At 59.9% G+C, this 13870-nt stretch carries 15 protein-coding genes and 2 pseudogenes; 4 read left to right on the forward strand and 13 right to left on the reverse strand.

Annotation, left to right across the window (positions count from 1 at the left end):
- Window positions 1-658: 658 nt before the first annotated feature.
- From AC1MDC_RS14360 to AC1MDC_RS14390, 7 genes are all read right to left on the reverse strand, one after another.
- Window positions 659-1054 (reverse strand): hypothetical protein, encoded by a 396-nt coding sequence (locus AC1MDC_RS14360; protein WP_480393213.1) that lies wholly within the window; start codon window positions 1052-1054, stop codon window positions 659-661.
- Between the two features lie 6 nt (window positions 1055-1060).
- Complete coding sequence (locus tag AC1MDC_RS14365) at window positions 1061-1630, reverse strand: hypothetical protein (RefSeq protein ID WP_480393214.1); 570 nt, start codon at window positions 1628-1630, stop codon at window positions 1061-1063.
- A gap of 285 nt (window positions 1631-1915) precedes the next feature.
- Window positions 1916-2683: a phosphonate ABC transporter, permease protein PhnE gene (phnE, locus tag AC1MDC_RS14370; protein ID WP_480393215.1), complete on the reverse strand. Its 768-nt coding sequence runs from the start codon at window positions 2681-2683 to the stop codon at window positions 1916-1918.
- On the reverse strand, window positions 2680-3507 hold the full coding sequence (locus tag AC1MDC_RS14375) for a PhnE/PtxC family ABC transporter permease (protein ID WP_480393216.1): 828 nt from the start codon (window positions 3505-3507) through the stop codon (window positions 2680-2682). Before AC1MDC_RS14375 ends, phnE begins: the two co-directional genes overlap by 4 nt.
- Window positions 3501-4298 carry a phosphonate ABC transporter ATP-binding protein gene (locus AC1MDC_RS14380; RefSeq protein ID WP_480393217.1) on the reverse strand — a complete coding sequence of 266 codons (798 nt, stop codon included), beginning with the start codon at window positions 4296-4298 and terminating at the stop codon, window positions 3501-3503. The genes AC1MDC_RS14375 and AC1MDC_RS14380 overlap by 7 nt, the downstream gene beginning before the upstream one ends.
- Complete coding sequence (locus AC1MDC_RS14385; RefSeq protein WP_480393218.1) at window positions 4295-5149, reverse strand: putative selenate ABC transporter substrate-binding protein; 855 nt, start codon at window positions 5147-5149, stop codon at window positions 4295-4297. The genes AC1MDC_RS14380 and AC1MDC_RS14385 overlap by 4 nt, the downstream gene beginning before the upstream one ends.
- A 246-nt stretch (window positions 5150-5395) precedes the next feature.
- Window positions 5396-6235 (reverse strand): type 1 glutamine amidotransferase domain-containing protein, encoded by an 840-nt coding sequence (locus AC1MDC_RS14390; RefSeq protein ID WP_480393219.1) that lies wholly within the window; start codon window positions 6233-6235, stop codon window positions 5396-5398.
- A gap of 101 nt (window positions 6236-6336) precedes the next feature.
- Here AC1MDC_RS14390 and AC1MDC_RS14395 point away from each other — a divergent pair, with 101 nt between their 5' ends.
- Complete coding sequence (locus AC1MDC_RS14395; RefSeq protein WP_227235382.1) at window positions 6337-7263, forward strand: LysR family transcriptional regulator; 927 nt, start codon at window positions 6337-6339, stop codon at window positions 7261-7263.
- Between the two features lie 6 nt (window positions 7264-7269).
- Here AC1MDC_RS14395 and AC1MDC_RS14400 read toward each other — a convergent pair whose 3' ends face one another.
- Together AC1MDC_RS14400 and AC1MDC_RS14405 are read right to left on the reverse strand one after the other, a co-directional pair.
- The gene (locus tag AC1MDC_RS14400; protein WP_480393220.1) at window positions 7270-8262 is read right to left on the reverse strand and encodes a zinc-binding dehydrogenase; all 993 of its coding nucleotides are present in this window, start codon (window positions 8260-8262) and stop codon (window positions 7270-7272) included.
- A gap of 113 nt (window positions 8263-8375) precedes the next feature.
- Window positions 8376-9272: a LysR family transcriptional regulator gene (locus AC1MDC_RS14405; protein WP_480393221.1), complete on the reverse strand. Its 897-nt coding sequence runs from the start codon at window positions 9270-9272 to the stop codon at window positions 8376-8378.
- A gap of 163 nt (window positions 9273-9435) precedes the next feature.
- Between AC1MDC_RS14405 and AC1MDC_RS14410 the strand changes: the two genes are divergently transcribed.
- Window positions 9436-10185, forward strand: coding sequence for an SDR family NAD(P)-dependent oxidoreductase (locus tag AC1MDC_RS14410; protein WP_085700797.1), 750 nt, complete (start codon window positions 9436-9438; stop codon window positions 10183-10185).
- Window positions 10186-10196: 11 nt separating this feature from the next.
- Here the strand turns inward: AC1MDC_RS14410 and AC1MDC_RS14415 are convergent, their stop codons facing one another.
- The gene (locus tag AC1MDC_RS14415) at window positions 10197-10868 is read right to left on the reverse strand and encodes a paraquat-inducible protein A (RefSeq protein WP_085703857.1); all 672 of its coding nucleotides are present in this window, start codon (window positions 10866-10868) and stop codon (window positions 10197-10199) included.
- On the reverse strand, window positions 10865-11461 hold the full coding sequence (locus tag AC1MDC_RS14420; protein ID WP_085703858.1) for a paraquat-inducible protein A: 597 nt from the start codon (window positions 11459-11461) through the stop codon (window positions 10865-10867). Before AC1MDC_RS14420 ends, AC1MDC_RS14415 begins: the two co-directional genes overlap by 4 nt.
- 156 nt (window positions 11462-11617) lie before the next feature.
- On the opposite strand from AC1MDC_RS14420, the pseudogene AC1MDC_RS14425 reads away from it, so the two are divergent.
- Window positions 11618-11806 (forward strand): annotated as a pseudogene (locus AC1MDC_RS14425) (hypothetical protein); the annotation flags it as partial.
- A gap of 94 nt (window positions 11807-11900) precedes the next feature.
- Here the strand turns inward: AC1MDC_RS14425 and AC1MDC_RS14430 are convergent.
- Window positions 11901-12035, reverse strand: a pseudogene (locus AC1MDC_RS14430) (thioredoxin domain-containing protein); the annotation flags it as partial.
- A 174-nt stretch (window positions 12036-12209) separates the two neighbouring features.
- Between AC1MDC_RS14430 and AC1MDC_RS14435 the strand changes: the two are divergent.
- The gene (locus AC1MDC_RS14435) at window positions 12210-12635 is read left to right on the forward strand and encodes a cupin domain-containing protein (RefSeq protein ID WP_480393222.1); all 426 of its coding nucleotides are present in this window, start codon (window positions 12210-12212) and stop codon (window positions 12633-12635) included.
- A gap of 63 nt (window positions 12636-12698) precedes the next feature.
- Here the strand turns inward: AC1MDC_RS14435 and AC1MDC_RS14440 are convergent, their stop codons facing one another.
- Window positions 12699-13814 (reverse strand): alkene reductase, encoded by a 1116-nt coding sequence (locus tag AC1MDC_RS14440; RefSeq protein WP_480393253.1) that lies wholly within the window; start codon window positions 13812-13814, stop codon window positions 12699-12701.
- Window positions 13815-13870 lie beyond the last annotated feature (56 nt).

Below are 13870 nucleotides of genomic sequence, written 5' to 3' on the forward strand. Positions count from 1 at the left end.
GTTAAAAATGAAAGGCGCGAAACTTAAAGTCGGGTTGCACGGTTTTTGTGTGTGGATTTTTCTTCTGTTGTTTGTAGTGGCTACCAATTGTTTGATTTATTTGGCGTCGCTGCTGGATTTCAGTGAGGGGTGGCAACTGATATTTGTATTTAGTTTTTATTTGATTAGTTATCTTGGGGTGTTGACTTTGTTAGCGTCAGCGTGGGGTTTTTTGCAGAGGTTTTTAGTTGTGAAGGATTGGCCGGGGCAAAAAATTTTGGTTACGTACGAAGTGACGTTTGACGAGTATGAAAAGATCAAGTGTTTCTTGAATGATATTCGTGCTTAAGTGAAAGGTGACAGAGTCTGTCACCTTTGTATGCGGTCGGTAAATAAGTATCCTTGGTTTATTAGTTTCTGTTTTCTTATTGGCGGTATTTGTCCATTGATATGGATCATGTGTCCGTCAAGATTCAATTCTAAAAAATATTCTTCCTTGCGCTTGGTCCATTAAAAGATCAACCAGAAAAGGGTGGCAGATTTATTTTTTTGGAAAAATAAATCTGCCACCCTTTTTTGTTGTGTCCCCTTTTTTATTCCTTTTTTTGTTTTTTTAAAATTGAAGTGAGCTGTATTTAAAACTTAAAAAAGGGGTTATTAAAGCGTCCGCTAGACACCATTAACTCAGACGTGCGCGCAATGAGGCAAGTTTCCAGATTAATCCCCACATATAAATAGAGAGAACAGCAGATAATAATGTTACGAAACAGTATGCTGCACGGACAGCATCGTACTTAACGAGGTCGAAGTCGTTGGTCGCGTAAATGATAAAAGATTGCTTAGCAATTTTAATGGCGTCTGGCAGAAAAATTAACGTCACTGTGAGCGCCATTATTGCTACAGGTAATGCTTTGCTGAGAAGTATTGCTGTAACTGTTTTTTTTGCCGCGACGTTGTCTTCTCTATGATTTTTTGGCTCTATCTCAAGAGCCTTTGAGATATCCGCATACCAAAGGCTGAAGAGTATTGCCGCGATAGCCATAAGTAGGCTTGATGCTGACAATAGATCACTCATGGAAAGTTATGGGTTAGGCTGAACGTTAAATTTTGCACAAAGACGATTGTACGAGGAGGGGGATATCTCATAAGTGGAAACGCTACCCTTCTTTTTTCCGACTGGCGAGAGGCTGCCGTCAATATCCGCTAGGGCTTTATTTAACTCATCAACAACGTTCTGACTGTTTATAACCACCGTGTAGTCTTGAGTGTTGTTTTGTCGATTCGCTGCGGTCAGTGATGAACTCAAAGTGCGCTCAACGTGAGATTTCAGTTGGTACTGATATTTTGAAATTACCGACCGAATAAGCGACCGACTTTCTGTCAATGTTGTTTGAAACAAACTGCTGACTGTCCGCTCGTCTGGAATGACGCCGTTGAATGCAGTTTCGATGAGAAGCAGCAGTCGGTACTCTAGCATGTCGCTACCACGCTTGAAGACCCTTTGCCCACGGAACATAGCCAAATATTCGTTGATTGATGCACCAAGGCAGGAATTCAAGCGATCGTTAAGATCGGCAGTATTACAGCCTAAAATTGCGGATATTTCTGCTTCTTCCGCAGCGCTGAGAGTTAAATTGGTGGTGATTTGCATACTTACTCCCTGTGATAAGCTGGCGACAAACAAAGCGTATCTTAAAAAATGGCGTGACGTAACGTTCGTTATCTACGCATCTTCATTTGAGCTAGTTGACTCGCTCTTTAGCAAGCGATAGGGCAAAAGAGAAAAATCGACAAGGGCACTCCCGAAATTACGAGGTCTTAGACAGTGCATCTTTAGTCGACTATAGCTCATGCGATTCGAAATGCGAGTGTCCGCTCCTAGCCGGCTGGGGCCTCGACAAATACTTGTGTTACCCGACTTCAAACACCATCCAACCTAAGCCTTAACCCACCGCCCCCGACTCCAACCACTCAGCCAATCCACCCCCCACACCAAAATCAGCATAGCCAATATCACCGTCCCCGCCTGCGCCTCCTGAAACAAACTCAAGCTCACATACAACATCTGCCCCAACCCCCCAGCCCCGACAAACCCCAGCACGCTGGCCATCCGAATATTGTTCTCCCACCGATACAAACAATACGCCAGCAACTGCGGCGCCAGGTTCGGCAGCGTGCCGTAGCAGAACGCCAAAACCGGATTCCCACCCTGCAACCGAATCGCATCCGCCGGCTCCGGTGGCGTGTTCTCCAGCGCTTCAGCAAACAACCGCCCCAGCACGCCCGTGGTGTGTAGGGCGAGCGCGAGTGTCCCGGCATTCGGCCCAAGCCCAGCCGCCAGCACCATCAACGCAGCCCACACCAGTTCCGGAATCGCGCGCAGTGCGTTGAGCACCAGACGCGCAGCACTCTGAAAAAACCAGCCAAACCGGCCAGCGGCGGGAAGCGCCAATAGCAGGCCCAGCACGGCAGCGAGGAGGGTGCCGAGTGCAGACATGGCCAGCGTTTCCATCGACCCGCGCAGGATGGCAGTCAGGTAGCCGGGGCTGAGGTCGGGGCTCAGGAAGCGGGCGATGTAGGAGCCCATGTGTTTCAGGCCGGTCGGGCTGCCGAGTTCTTTGAGGTCGAGACCCAGATAAGTGAACGAGGCGATGACGGCGGCGACGATGGCGAGGATCAGTGCCGTGTTGATCAGGCGTTTCATGTCAGCCTCCAGCGCAGCAGGCGGCTGAGTTGGTCGGCGCCGAGCACCAGCAGAAGGAAGGTCAGGAGCATGCTGGCGACTTCGCCGCCGGCGAACATGCGGATCGACAGGTCGATCTGTTGGCCGAGGCCGCCGGCGCCGACGAAGCCCATGACCACCGAGGCGCGGATGGCGCATTCCCAGCGGTAGACGGTGTAGGAGAGCAGTTCCGCCGCGACGTTGGGCAGTACGCCGTAGGCGAAACTGGCGAGGCGGCCGCTGCCGGCCTGGAGCAGGGCGTGGGCCGGGCGTTGGTCGGCGGATTCGTAGATTTCGGCGTAGACCTTGCCGAGCATGCCGCTGTAGGTGATGGCGATGGCCAGCACCCCCGCCGCCGGGCCGAGGCCGACGGCGCGGACGAACAGCAGCGCCCAGACGATTTCCGGCACGCTGCGCAGGAAGATCAGCAGCCCGCGCACCGGCCAGCGTAGCAGGCGGCCCAACAGGCTCGGGCGGCCGCTGCGGGAGGCGGCGGTCAGCGACAAAGCGCGGCTGGCGAGCAGGCTGGCCGGCACTGCCAACAACAGAGCCAGGGCCATGCCGGCGGTGGCGATGGCCAGGGTTTGCAGGGTGGCTTTGAGCAGTATCTGCAGGAACGCTTCGTCGTGTGCCGGCGGCCAGAACATCGACACGAAGCGGCCCATTTCACTCTGGCTGTCAGCATGAAACAGCACGCCCAGATCCAGTTCGCTGAGCTGGATGCCGGGCCACAGCAAGGCAATCGCCAGCACGGTCAGCAGCAACCGTGGCAGCGCGGCGGGGTCGCGGGTGTCGGCGCTCAGCATCGCGGAATCTGCACAATCAGTGGGGTGACGGCAGGCGCCGGCGATTGCAACTGTTCATTGGCGTAGAGGGTGTCGAGCATGTCGCGGCTGACCTGCGCGGACGGGCAGTCGAACAGGATCTGCCCCTCGCGCAGACCGACGACGCGCGGGAAGTGCGACAGCGCCAGCTCCACTGCGTGCAGGCTCGCCACCAGCGTCACGTTATGTTCCTGGGCATGGCGCGACAGAATCGACAGCGTGTGTCCGGCCAGCACCGGGTCCATCGCCGAGACCGGTTCGTCGGCCAGCAACACCTCCGGCGCCTGATACAAAACGCGAGCAATGCCGACCCGCTGCAATTGCCCGCCGGACAGTTGCTGGCACTGGCTGAAGAGTTTGTCGGCCAGATCCAGCCGCGCCAGTGCGGCGCGGGCACCGGGCACGTCGAGCGGGTGGAGCAGATTGATCAGGCTTTTGCCCAGGCTCCATTGGCCGAGTTTGCCGGCCAGCACCGCCGTCACCACCCGTTGCCGGGGCGGCAGAGGCGGCGCCTGATGCACCAGGCCGATGCGGGCGCGCAGGCGTTGCCGCCCACGGGCGGACAAATGCCAGGCGCGTTCGCCCAGCACTTCGATGTCGCCGCTGCTGGGCCGAATGGCGGTCGCCAGCAGATTAAGCAGGCTGGATTTGCCGGCGCCGGACGGGCCGATGATCGCCACCTGCTCGCCGGCATCAATTTGCAGATCCACACCGCGCAGCGCTGCGACGCCATTGGTGTGGTGCAAAAAAGCGTGTTTGAGACGCAGCGTCATTTCAGCAAGTCGGCGGCGCGGGCGGCTTCCTCGATGCCTTTGTAGTTGTCCGGGCTGGTTTCAATGAAACGGCTGGCGGCTTGCAGGTCGAGGATTTTCTTGTGCTCGGGGTTGGCCGGGTCGAGGTCGAGGAAGGCTTTTTTGATCTTCGCCGCCAACGCCGGGTCGAGGGTGCCGCGCACGGTCCAGTTGTAATCGAAGTAGGCCGGGGTGGTGGCGAAGACCTTGACCTTTTTGGTGTCGACCTTGCCGGCGTCCACCAGTTTTTGCCAGACGCTGGCGTTCAGCACACCGGCGTCGACCTTGCCGGCCTGCACCCAGGCGACGGTGGCGTCGTGGGCGCCGGAGTAGCCGACGCGGCTGAAATAGGTTTCCGGTTTGATGCCGTCCTTGAGCATGAAGTAGCGCGGCATCAGGCTGCCGGAGGTGGACGATACGGAGCCGAAGGCGAAGGTCTTGCCCTTGAGATCGGCGAGGCTTTTGACGTTCGGGTCGGCGGTGATGAATTTGCTGGTGAACTGCGCGTCCTGTTCGCGCTGCACCAACGGAATCACTTTGGGATCACTTTTCAGTTGCGCCTGGACGAAGGTGAAACCGCCGAGCCACGCCATGTCGAGGCGATTGGTGGCCAGGGCTTCGACTACTGCCGGGTAGTCGGCCACCGGCACAAACTCGACGTCCATCCCCAGCTTCTGCTTGAGATAAGCACCCAGCGGTTCGAACTTGCGCAGCAGTTCGGTCGGGGCTTCATCGGGGATTGCGCTGACCTTCAACACGTCGGCGGCTTGCGCCAGCACGGCGGTAAAGGACAGGGCCAGACCTGCGGTCAGTGCCAGGGTTCGCTTGAGCATGGAATTCTCCGTTTCGTGGGCTTCAGGAACGATGCGCCGACTGGGGCAAAGGTCATCGTGTGCACCGTCAGGTTAGCCGAAACGGGGGACTTGTTGGGGATGTCCATGAGTTTGCAGTGTTTGAACCATCGCCTTCGCGAGCAGGCTCGGTCCCACAGGAGTACGCGTTTAAGTGTGGGACCGAGCCAGCTCACGATGACGTCAGCCTGGACAAACCCCGACCAGTGTCGGGCCCGGAACCGGCAATCACTTCAACCGTTCAACAAGCGTCTTGCCGACACCCAGTGCAGACGCCGGGTTTTGCCCGGTTATCAGTTCACGATCAACCACCACATGACTGGCCCACGCCGATGTGTTGCTGCTGAATACACCGCCGGCTTTTTCCAGCGCGGTCTGCGGGTAGAACTTCATCGTGCCGCCGTTCAGCAGTCCTTTGGCGATCTCTTCTTCCTGATTGCTGATGACCGTGAACTTATAGCCGGCATACGTCCAGTCGTTCGCCGTTGTGGCTTTGCCGGTTTCCAGTTGCCGGGTGAATGCGATCGGATCCGTCAGGGTCGACAGCAGCGCAATCGGGCCGTGGCAAACCAGCGCTGTGGTTTTGCCTTTTTGATGGAAGTCGTTCAGCAGTTTGCCCAGCGCCTGGCTGTGCAACAGATCCTGCATCGGTGCGTGGCCACCCGGAATGTAGACGGCATCGAAATGGTCGTAGCCGACTTGCTCGACCCGCGAGAGGCTGATGACCGGCGACTCGCCGGGCGAGGTGATCTTCAGTTGATCCAGCAGCGTTTTGTGGGTCTGCAGGGCCGCGACGTCATTGTTGAAATACATCTTGTCGTCGGAGGACCGGTCCAGCGTCGGCGCCTTGCCGGTCGGAGTGGCGAAGGTCACGGTGTGGCCCGCATCGAGCAGCAGCTTGACCGGTTGCATCAGTTCGTTGAGGTAGAAACCGGTGCTGAATACCTTGCCGTCTTTCAGATCGAGATGGTCGGAATCCGACAGCACCACCAGCACATTGGCGGCTTGGGCGTTCAACGCGGCAACGGAGAGAGACAAGGCGAAAGCAAGACGAGTGAATGAGCGCATGGCGATTCCAGAACGTGAAGGAAAGTGCGGCTCACTGTATTGATGCTCATGGCGGCGATAAACTCTCGCCACAGCAAAGCATTTGTTCTCTGGAGATCAAGATGAGCCGCCGATTCGATTATCTGGCTGACGTCGAAGTGTTCGTTACGGTGGTGGAAAAGGGTTCGCTTAGCGCCGGTGCGGTGTTTCTCGCAACCACGCCGTCGGTGGTCAGCCGGGCGATTTCGCGACTTGAAGCGCGTCTGGGGGTGCAGTTGCTGCGGCGCACTACGCGGCGCTTGAGCCTGACCGATGCCGGTGTGTTGTATCTGGAGCAATCGCGAGCCGCATTCGGCCTGATCGATGATGCGGAGCGCACGATCCAGGGGCAGGACGGTGAACTCAGTGGCCGTGTGCGCCTGAGCGTGCCGACCACTTACGGTCACTATCGTTTGCCGGCCATGCTTGCCCGATTCACCCGGCAATATCCGCAAGTGCGCGTTGAGTTGAGTATCAGCAATCGCAACGTCGATCTGGTGGCCGAAGGGTACGACCTGGCTATTCGGTTGGGCGCGCTGCCGGACAGCGGATTGATCGGGCGCAAGCTGGAAGATGCGCGTTTGTGTGTGGTTGCCGCGCCGGATTATCTGCAACGGGCCGGGACGCCGCAAAGTGTCGACGATCTGCAGCGGCATGCGTGCCTGCCGTTCGTGATGCCCAGCACCGGCCGCGTCGGGCCGTGGCTGTTTCGTGAGCAGGACGCAGATCGCGAATGGCTGCCCAGCGCCAATATCCAGGTGTCCGACGATGTATTGGGGATCGTGTCGCTGGCGGAACAGGGGCTGGGCATCTGCCAGACCTACGACTTCATCGTTCGCGAGCGGATCGAAAGCGGGCGGCTGGTGCGATTGCTTGAACAGTCGGGCGGGCGCTCCCGACCGTTCTCGGTGATCTACCCGCCACATCGGCAGCTGTCGGCATCGGCGCGGGCGCTGATTGATTGTCTGACCCGGGAGGTCAGTCAAGGCGCAAGGGAAGGCCTCGACTGACGCGCTTCAAACGGCGGGCAGACGCGCCACCCATTTCCCGCCACCGGCGCCGTCCTTCAAGGCGCGCAGAGCCTGAGGCAGTTCGCGGAAGTCGAACGTTTGCAGCGCCGGGCCGATCAGGCTGCCGTCGAGCAGGGCTTGCAGCAGCTGTTCGCCATTGCGGCGCAGCGTCTGGCGATCCTGCAGGCTGGCGTGGGTGTGGTAGCTGTTCAACGCCACTTCGTGCAGCGAAATCGCAGAGCTGAACGCCGGAACCGGCGCGGTTTCCTGACGATCCTGAATGCACACCAGATGACCGTTGTAGCCCAGCATGCTGGCCATTTCTGCTGCGTGAGCGCCGCTGACCGTGTCGAACACGGCGTGCAAGCGACGTTCGCCGAGACTGGCCGTGAGTGCGGTTTTCCAGTCCGGTTCGCGGTAATCGAATACGCCGACCGCCCCCAAGGATTTGAGTTTTGCATGATGCGCGCCGGACGCGGTCGCCCAGACTCGCCAGCCGCGTTGCACCGCCAGTTGCACCAGCAGCAGACCAACCGCGCCGCCGGCGCCGATCACCAGCACATCAGCGGCATCGCCGGCAGGGACTTTTTCCACGGCTTGCCACGCGGTCAAACCGGGGCAGGGCAGCGATGCGGCAGCCGCATCATCGAGCGCAGCGGGCACCGACAGCACGGTGGCGGCGTCCAGCAGGCAGTACTCGGCGAAGCTGCCATCGCTCGCCAATGATTGGTGATAGGCCACGCGACTGCCGGGTTGCAGCGTCACGCCGGCGCCGGCCGCGACCACCACGCCCATGCCGTCGACACCCGGCACACGCCCGGTGCTCCATGCGGGATGGCCCCACTCGATGATTTTCCAGTCCACCGGGTTCAGGGCGATGGCGCGATTGGCCACCAGCACCTGGCCGGGGCCGGGTTGCACGAGGGGTTTGCGGGTCAGTGTCAGGCCATCCAGCCCTTGGCCGGACGTCCAGGCCCAGGCTGCGTAATCGGTTTGCATTGTGCGGTTCCCATGATTTCGATGGCCGTCAGTATCCCGGTCTGCGGACATGAGAAGAACCGGCCCTGGGTCAAAGGTGTTTTGCGTAAAAATCAGCAATGCGCCGCAACGCCTTAATCAACCTGCGCAAATCGCTCCACCAGCCAATCGATAAACACCCGCACCCGATTGCTCAAATGTCGGTTCGGCGGGTAGAGCACATGAAACGGATACGCCGACGGCCGCCAGTCCTCGAGGATCGGCACCAGTTCGCCACGCTCGATCGCCGTCCTCACCGTGTAGCTGAAGGTGTGGATGATCCCAAGTCCGGCGAGGCCGGCCGCCAGGTGCGCGTTGCTCTCGTTGACGCTGATCAGGCCTTTGCCTTCGATTTGATGGCGTTCGCCGTTGCGCTGGAAGTTCGACGGCAGGATGCGCCCGGTGGAGGCCGAGCGGTAGGCGATCAATTGATGGCTGGCCAGTTCGAGCGGGTGACTCGGGGTGCCGTAGCGTTGCAAATAATCGGGCGTGGCGCAGGTGGTCCAGGACACTTCGCCGAGGCGGCGCACGGCCAGGGTTTGTTCGGTCAGAGGGCCGCCGCGAATCACGCAGTCGACGCGTTCGCTGATCAGGTCCACCGGGCGATCGCTGACACCCAGATCAATCTGGATGTCCGGATAGCGTTCGAAGAATTTCGGCAGTTCGGGGATCACCAGCATCGTCGCGGTCGAGCCACCGATGTCCACGCGGATCTTGCCGCGCGGCAGGCCTTGCGCCTGGCTGAAACCCTGATCGATGTCGTCCAGTTGATGCAGCAATTGCTGGGTCAGTTGGTAATAGGAAGCGCCGTCGGCCGTGACGGTGAGGCGGCGGGTGGTGCGTTGCAGCAGGCGCACGCCGAGGTGGTTTTCCAGTTGGCCGATCAGTTTGCTGACCGTGGTTTTCGGCAGGTTCAGCGAGTCGGCGGCTTTGGTGAACGAACCGCTTTCCACGACGCGGGCGAAGGTGCGGATCGCCATTAACTGATTCATCGGTTCGGGCTCAGTGGTGTAGATGCGCTGAGTATTGTGCATGTCTGTGTACAAACAAAACCGATTTAGCGGATTTTTCAATTCAATCGATCAGCCTAAAGTCGCTTTCAACGGCTCACCTAAGACCCGTCACCTACCTCGAAACGGTTACTGGAGATTCATCATGAGCAACAGACTTGAAGGCAAAATCGCACTGATCACTGGCGGCACCACCGGCATCGGCCTGGCGTCGGCGCAGGAATTCGTCGCCCAGGGCGCCACGGTATTCATCACCGGCCGTCGTCAGGCCGAGCTGGACAAAGCGGTCGCCGCCATCGGCCCACGGGCCATCGGCATTCAGGGCGATGTGGCAAAACTGGAGGATCTGGACCGCATCTACAGCGAGATCGCCGCGAAGGCCGGGCACCTCGACATCCTGTTCGCCAACGCCGGCGGCGGAGACATGCTGCCGCTGGGCTCGATCACTGAAGAGCACTTCGACCGGATTTTCGGCGCCAATGTGAAGGGCACGCTGTTTACTGTGCAGAAAGCACTGCCGCTGCTGCGCGATGGCGCTTCGATTCTGCTGACCTCATCGACCACTTCGGTGCAGGGCACTGAGAATTTCAGCGTCTACAGCGCGAGCAAAGCGGCGGTGCGCAATTTCGCCCGGTCGTGGCTGCTGGACCTGAAACCACGGCGCATCCGCGTCAACGCCATCAGCCCTGGCCCGGTGCGCACCCCAGGTCTGGCAGGGCTGGTGCCGGCGGAACACACGCAAGGGTTGTTTGATCAACTGGCGTCGATCGTGCCGATCGGGCGTCTGGGCGAGCCGAGCGAGATTGCCAAGGCTGCGTTGTTCCTGGCCTCGGATGACAGCAGCTTCGTCAATGGCATCGAGTTGTTCGTCGACGGCGGCACCGCGCAGATCTGATCAGATCTGAGTCAAGTCGCTTGATGCCCCGGCACCTGTTCAGTCGAGTGCCGGGGTTCTTCCGTTTCTTCGTCCGGCGCGTTGTCCCAGATCAAACGCGGATCGAAGCTCATCGCCGAGAGCATGGTGAACACCACCACCAGGCCGAAGAACAGAATCCCTACGCGTGGTTCGATATCCCCCAGTGCCTGGAATTTCACCAGCGCCGCCACCAGCGCAACCACCAGCACATCGAGCATCGACCAATAGCCGATCAGCTCGACGAAGCGGTACAGCTTCGAACGCTCCTTGCGCGCCCAATGGCTGTCCCGTTGCACGGTCACCAGCAGCAAAGTGAGCGCGACGAATTTCACTCCCGGCACCGCGATGCTGGCGATGAAGATAATCAGGGCGATGTCCCACGCGCCGTGATCCCAGAACTCCAGCACGCCGCTCATGATGGTGCTGTCGGCGCCGTTGCCGAGCAGGGTGGTGTTCATCACCGGCAGCAGATTGGCCGGCACGTAGAACGCCAGCGCGGCGAACATGTAGGCCCAGGTGCGCGCAAGCGAATTGGTCTTGCGCCGATGCAGCGGTGCGTCGCAACGCGGGCATTGGTGCGGTTCGCCGGTCATGTCGCAGGCCAGCCCGCAGCTGTGGCACAGGCACAGGTTGAGTTCGGTTGCCGTCGGTGGTCGTTTCACAGGATGTCCCACAGTTCACGTACGTCGCGCCCGGCGATGCGGATCAGCAACAGGCTGAGCACGGCCAGCGCAAACAGGCCGATGCCGGGAATCACGTCGAGCATCCCCGCCAGTTTGAACACCGCGACCATGGCGCCGAGCAGGCACACCTCGAGCATGCTCCATGGCCGCAACGTTTCCAGCCAGCGCATGCACAGCTTGAACCCCGGCGAACGGCGCGAGGCGAGGGCGAAGCTCAAGACCCAAATCAACAGAACCAACTGAAAGGCCGGGGCGATGATGATCGAGATCGCCGCAACCATCGCCATGAAGGTGATCGGCCCCTGACTCAGGGCCAACACTGAATCCCACAGAGTCGCGCTGTTTTTCAGGCCCTTCATGCTGATGCTCATTACCGGGTAGAAATTGGCGAACAGCCACAGCATCGCCGCCGTGAAACTCAGGGCCAGACGTTGCTCCACGCTCAGGCCGTTGTAGCGCTGGAGCACGCCGCCGCAGCGCACGCAGAGAGTCTTCTGGTGCTTGGCCAGCGTGACTTTTTCGTACACGCAGTCGCAATGCTCACAGATGATCGGTAGATCGGTGCTGGCCATGGGGCGCTCGATGGAGGAGGGCTTGAACCTTTTCACTATAGAAGCGCCGGGGCATTCGGCAATCGGGGCGCCATTCGTCCAAAACGGGGCACTAACCATCACGCGCTTGTTTCATACGTTCAGGTACGCATATCCCGTAGCAGAAAGGAGAGCCCCATGGAAATCGATGAAGATGCACCCGGCAACCGCTCGCAACAGGCCGTGACCCGCACCACCGACAATGAAACCGGCCATGATCCCCGCAAGGATGAATCGCCAGTCCCATTGCCTCCGGACGATGAAGCGCCATTGGAGGAAGACATGAGCGATGTGGCCGCCACCGATTCAGTGGCGGTTGAACATCCACACGACGGCAACCGCTCAGCAAGCGCCAACGCCGACCCGCAGAGCCCCGTCAAGGATGATGAAGTCAGCGAAGCGCGTGGCCTGCCGGCGAGCGACCCGGAGTCGGGCGCCTGACTGCGCGACGGAGGTCGGCAAGGTATTGCAGAATCTCCGGGCCTACGGTCAGCACCTCACCTTTGTCCAGCATCAGCGCGGCCAGATAGCCCTTCGGATTGACCTGGCGAAGATCGTGGCGTTCAGAAGCTGGCTTTCACAGGTGCTGGCCCAACCCTTTGTATGACCGTGTATCCATCTCGCCGCCATACACAATCGGGTAACAAATCCCGTCCTCAGGACACATCCCGCGTACATGCCTCGCACAAAGTAGGTGCCGACACATCACTACTTCCAAGAGGGCAACACCATGCGCCGTACACTTCTGATGACCGCTGCCGCCGTACTTGTTTCGATGACCGGCCTTGTCCACGCGGCTGACACCCAATCCGCCGCCCCGGCGAAAAGCTGGCAGCAGGGCCTGAGCCGTACCGATCTGGTGCATCAGGACCTGGGCGCTGCGGATCGCGAGGTGATTCAGGCTCGCGTTGATTTCGAACCGGGCGTCACGTCGCCCAACCATGCGCATCCGGGTGTGGAAGTGGCTTACGTGATCAGCGGCACGTTCGAGTACCGGCTCGACGGGCAGGCGCCGGTGACGCTCAAAGCGGGGGATTCGCTGTTCATCCCGGCGGGTGTGGCGCATATCGCCAGGAATGTCGGCAACGAGAAGGGTTCGGAGCTGGCGACGTATATCGTCAAGAAGGGCGAGCCCTTGTTGATTCTCAAGCAGTAACGGTCGCTTAAACGAAAAGGCCTGCCGATCTGGCAGGCCTTTTTGCGTCCGCTGTTCAGCGTATCAGTGGGCGTGCACCGGGTAGTCGGTATAGCCACGCTGATCGCCGCCAAAGAACGTGCTCGGGTCCGGTGTGTTGAGCGCCAGGCCTTCGCGGATTCGCCGAGGCAGATCGGGGTTGGCCAGAAACGGTCGGCCGAACGCGATGATGTCGGCGCGACCGTCGGCCAGGGCCTGTTCCGCCGACTCGGGGTCGTAGCCGCCGGCGATCATCAACACGCCATCCCACGCTTCACGCAACTGAGCGATGATCGCGTCCCAGCGCGGGTCGAAATTCTCGTCCTTGACGGTGCCGACCACGGCCGGCTCGACCAGATGCAGATAGGCCAGTTTCCAGCGGTTCAACGAGCGCACGATGTAGCCGAATGTGGCTTGCGGCGATTCATCGCCCATGCCCATGAAACGGCCCATGGGCGTCAGGCGCACGCCGACGCGGTCAGCGCCGACTTCGTCGACCACCGCCGCCACGACTTCCAGCAACAGACGCGCGCGGTTTTCCAGGGTGCCGCCATAACCGTCAGTGCGCTGGTTGCTGTTGCTGTTGATGAACTGGTCCAGCAGATAGCCGTTGCCGGCGTGAATTTCCACGCCATCCATCCCGGCGTTCAGCGCATTGCGTGCGGCGCGGCGGTAGTCGTTGATGATGTCGGCGATTTCCGAAACCTGCAGTGCGCGCGGCACTGGCACGTCACCCCAGACACCATTGCCCTCGGCATCGACGATGAAAGTCTTGCCCGGTACGGGCAATGCGCTGGGGGCCACCGGCAGCGCGTTGTCCGTTTGAAAGCTTGGGTGCGATACCCGGCCCACATGCCACAGTTGCATGAAGATCAACCCGCCGGCCTCGTGTACCTGACGGCTGACTTCACGCCAGGCTTGCACCTGTTCATTGCTGTAGATGCCAGGCGTCCACGCATAACCCTGACCCTGACGGGAAATCTGCGTCGCCTCGGTAATGATCAGCGCGGCACTCGCTCGCTGGCGGTAGTACTCGGCGTTCATGGCTGTCGGGATATCGCCCGGCTGCCCGGCACGGGAGCGCGTCAACGGCGCCATCGCCACCCGGTGGGGAAGTGTGTAGGGGCCGAGGGCGATGGGGCGGAACAGATGCTGCGTCATGGGTGTTCTCCAGTCTTCGAAATGGGTCGGCAGGGCGGTGTCGGACATTGGCTCCG

The sequence above is a fragment of the Pseudomonas sp. 1 genome (assembly GCF_056626735.1).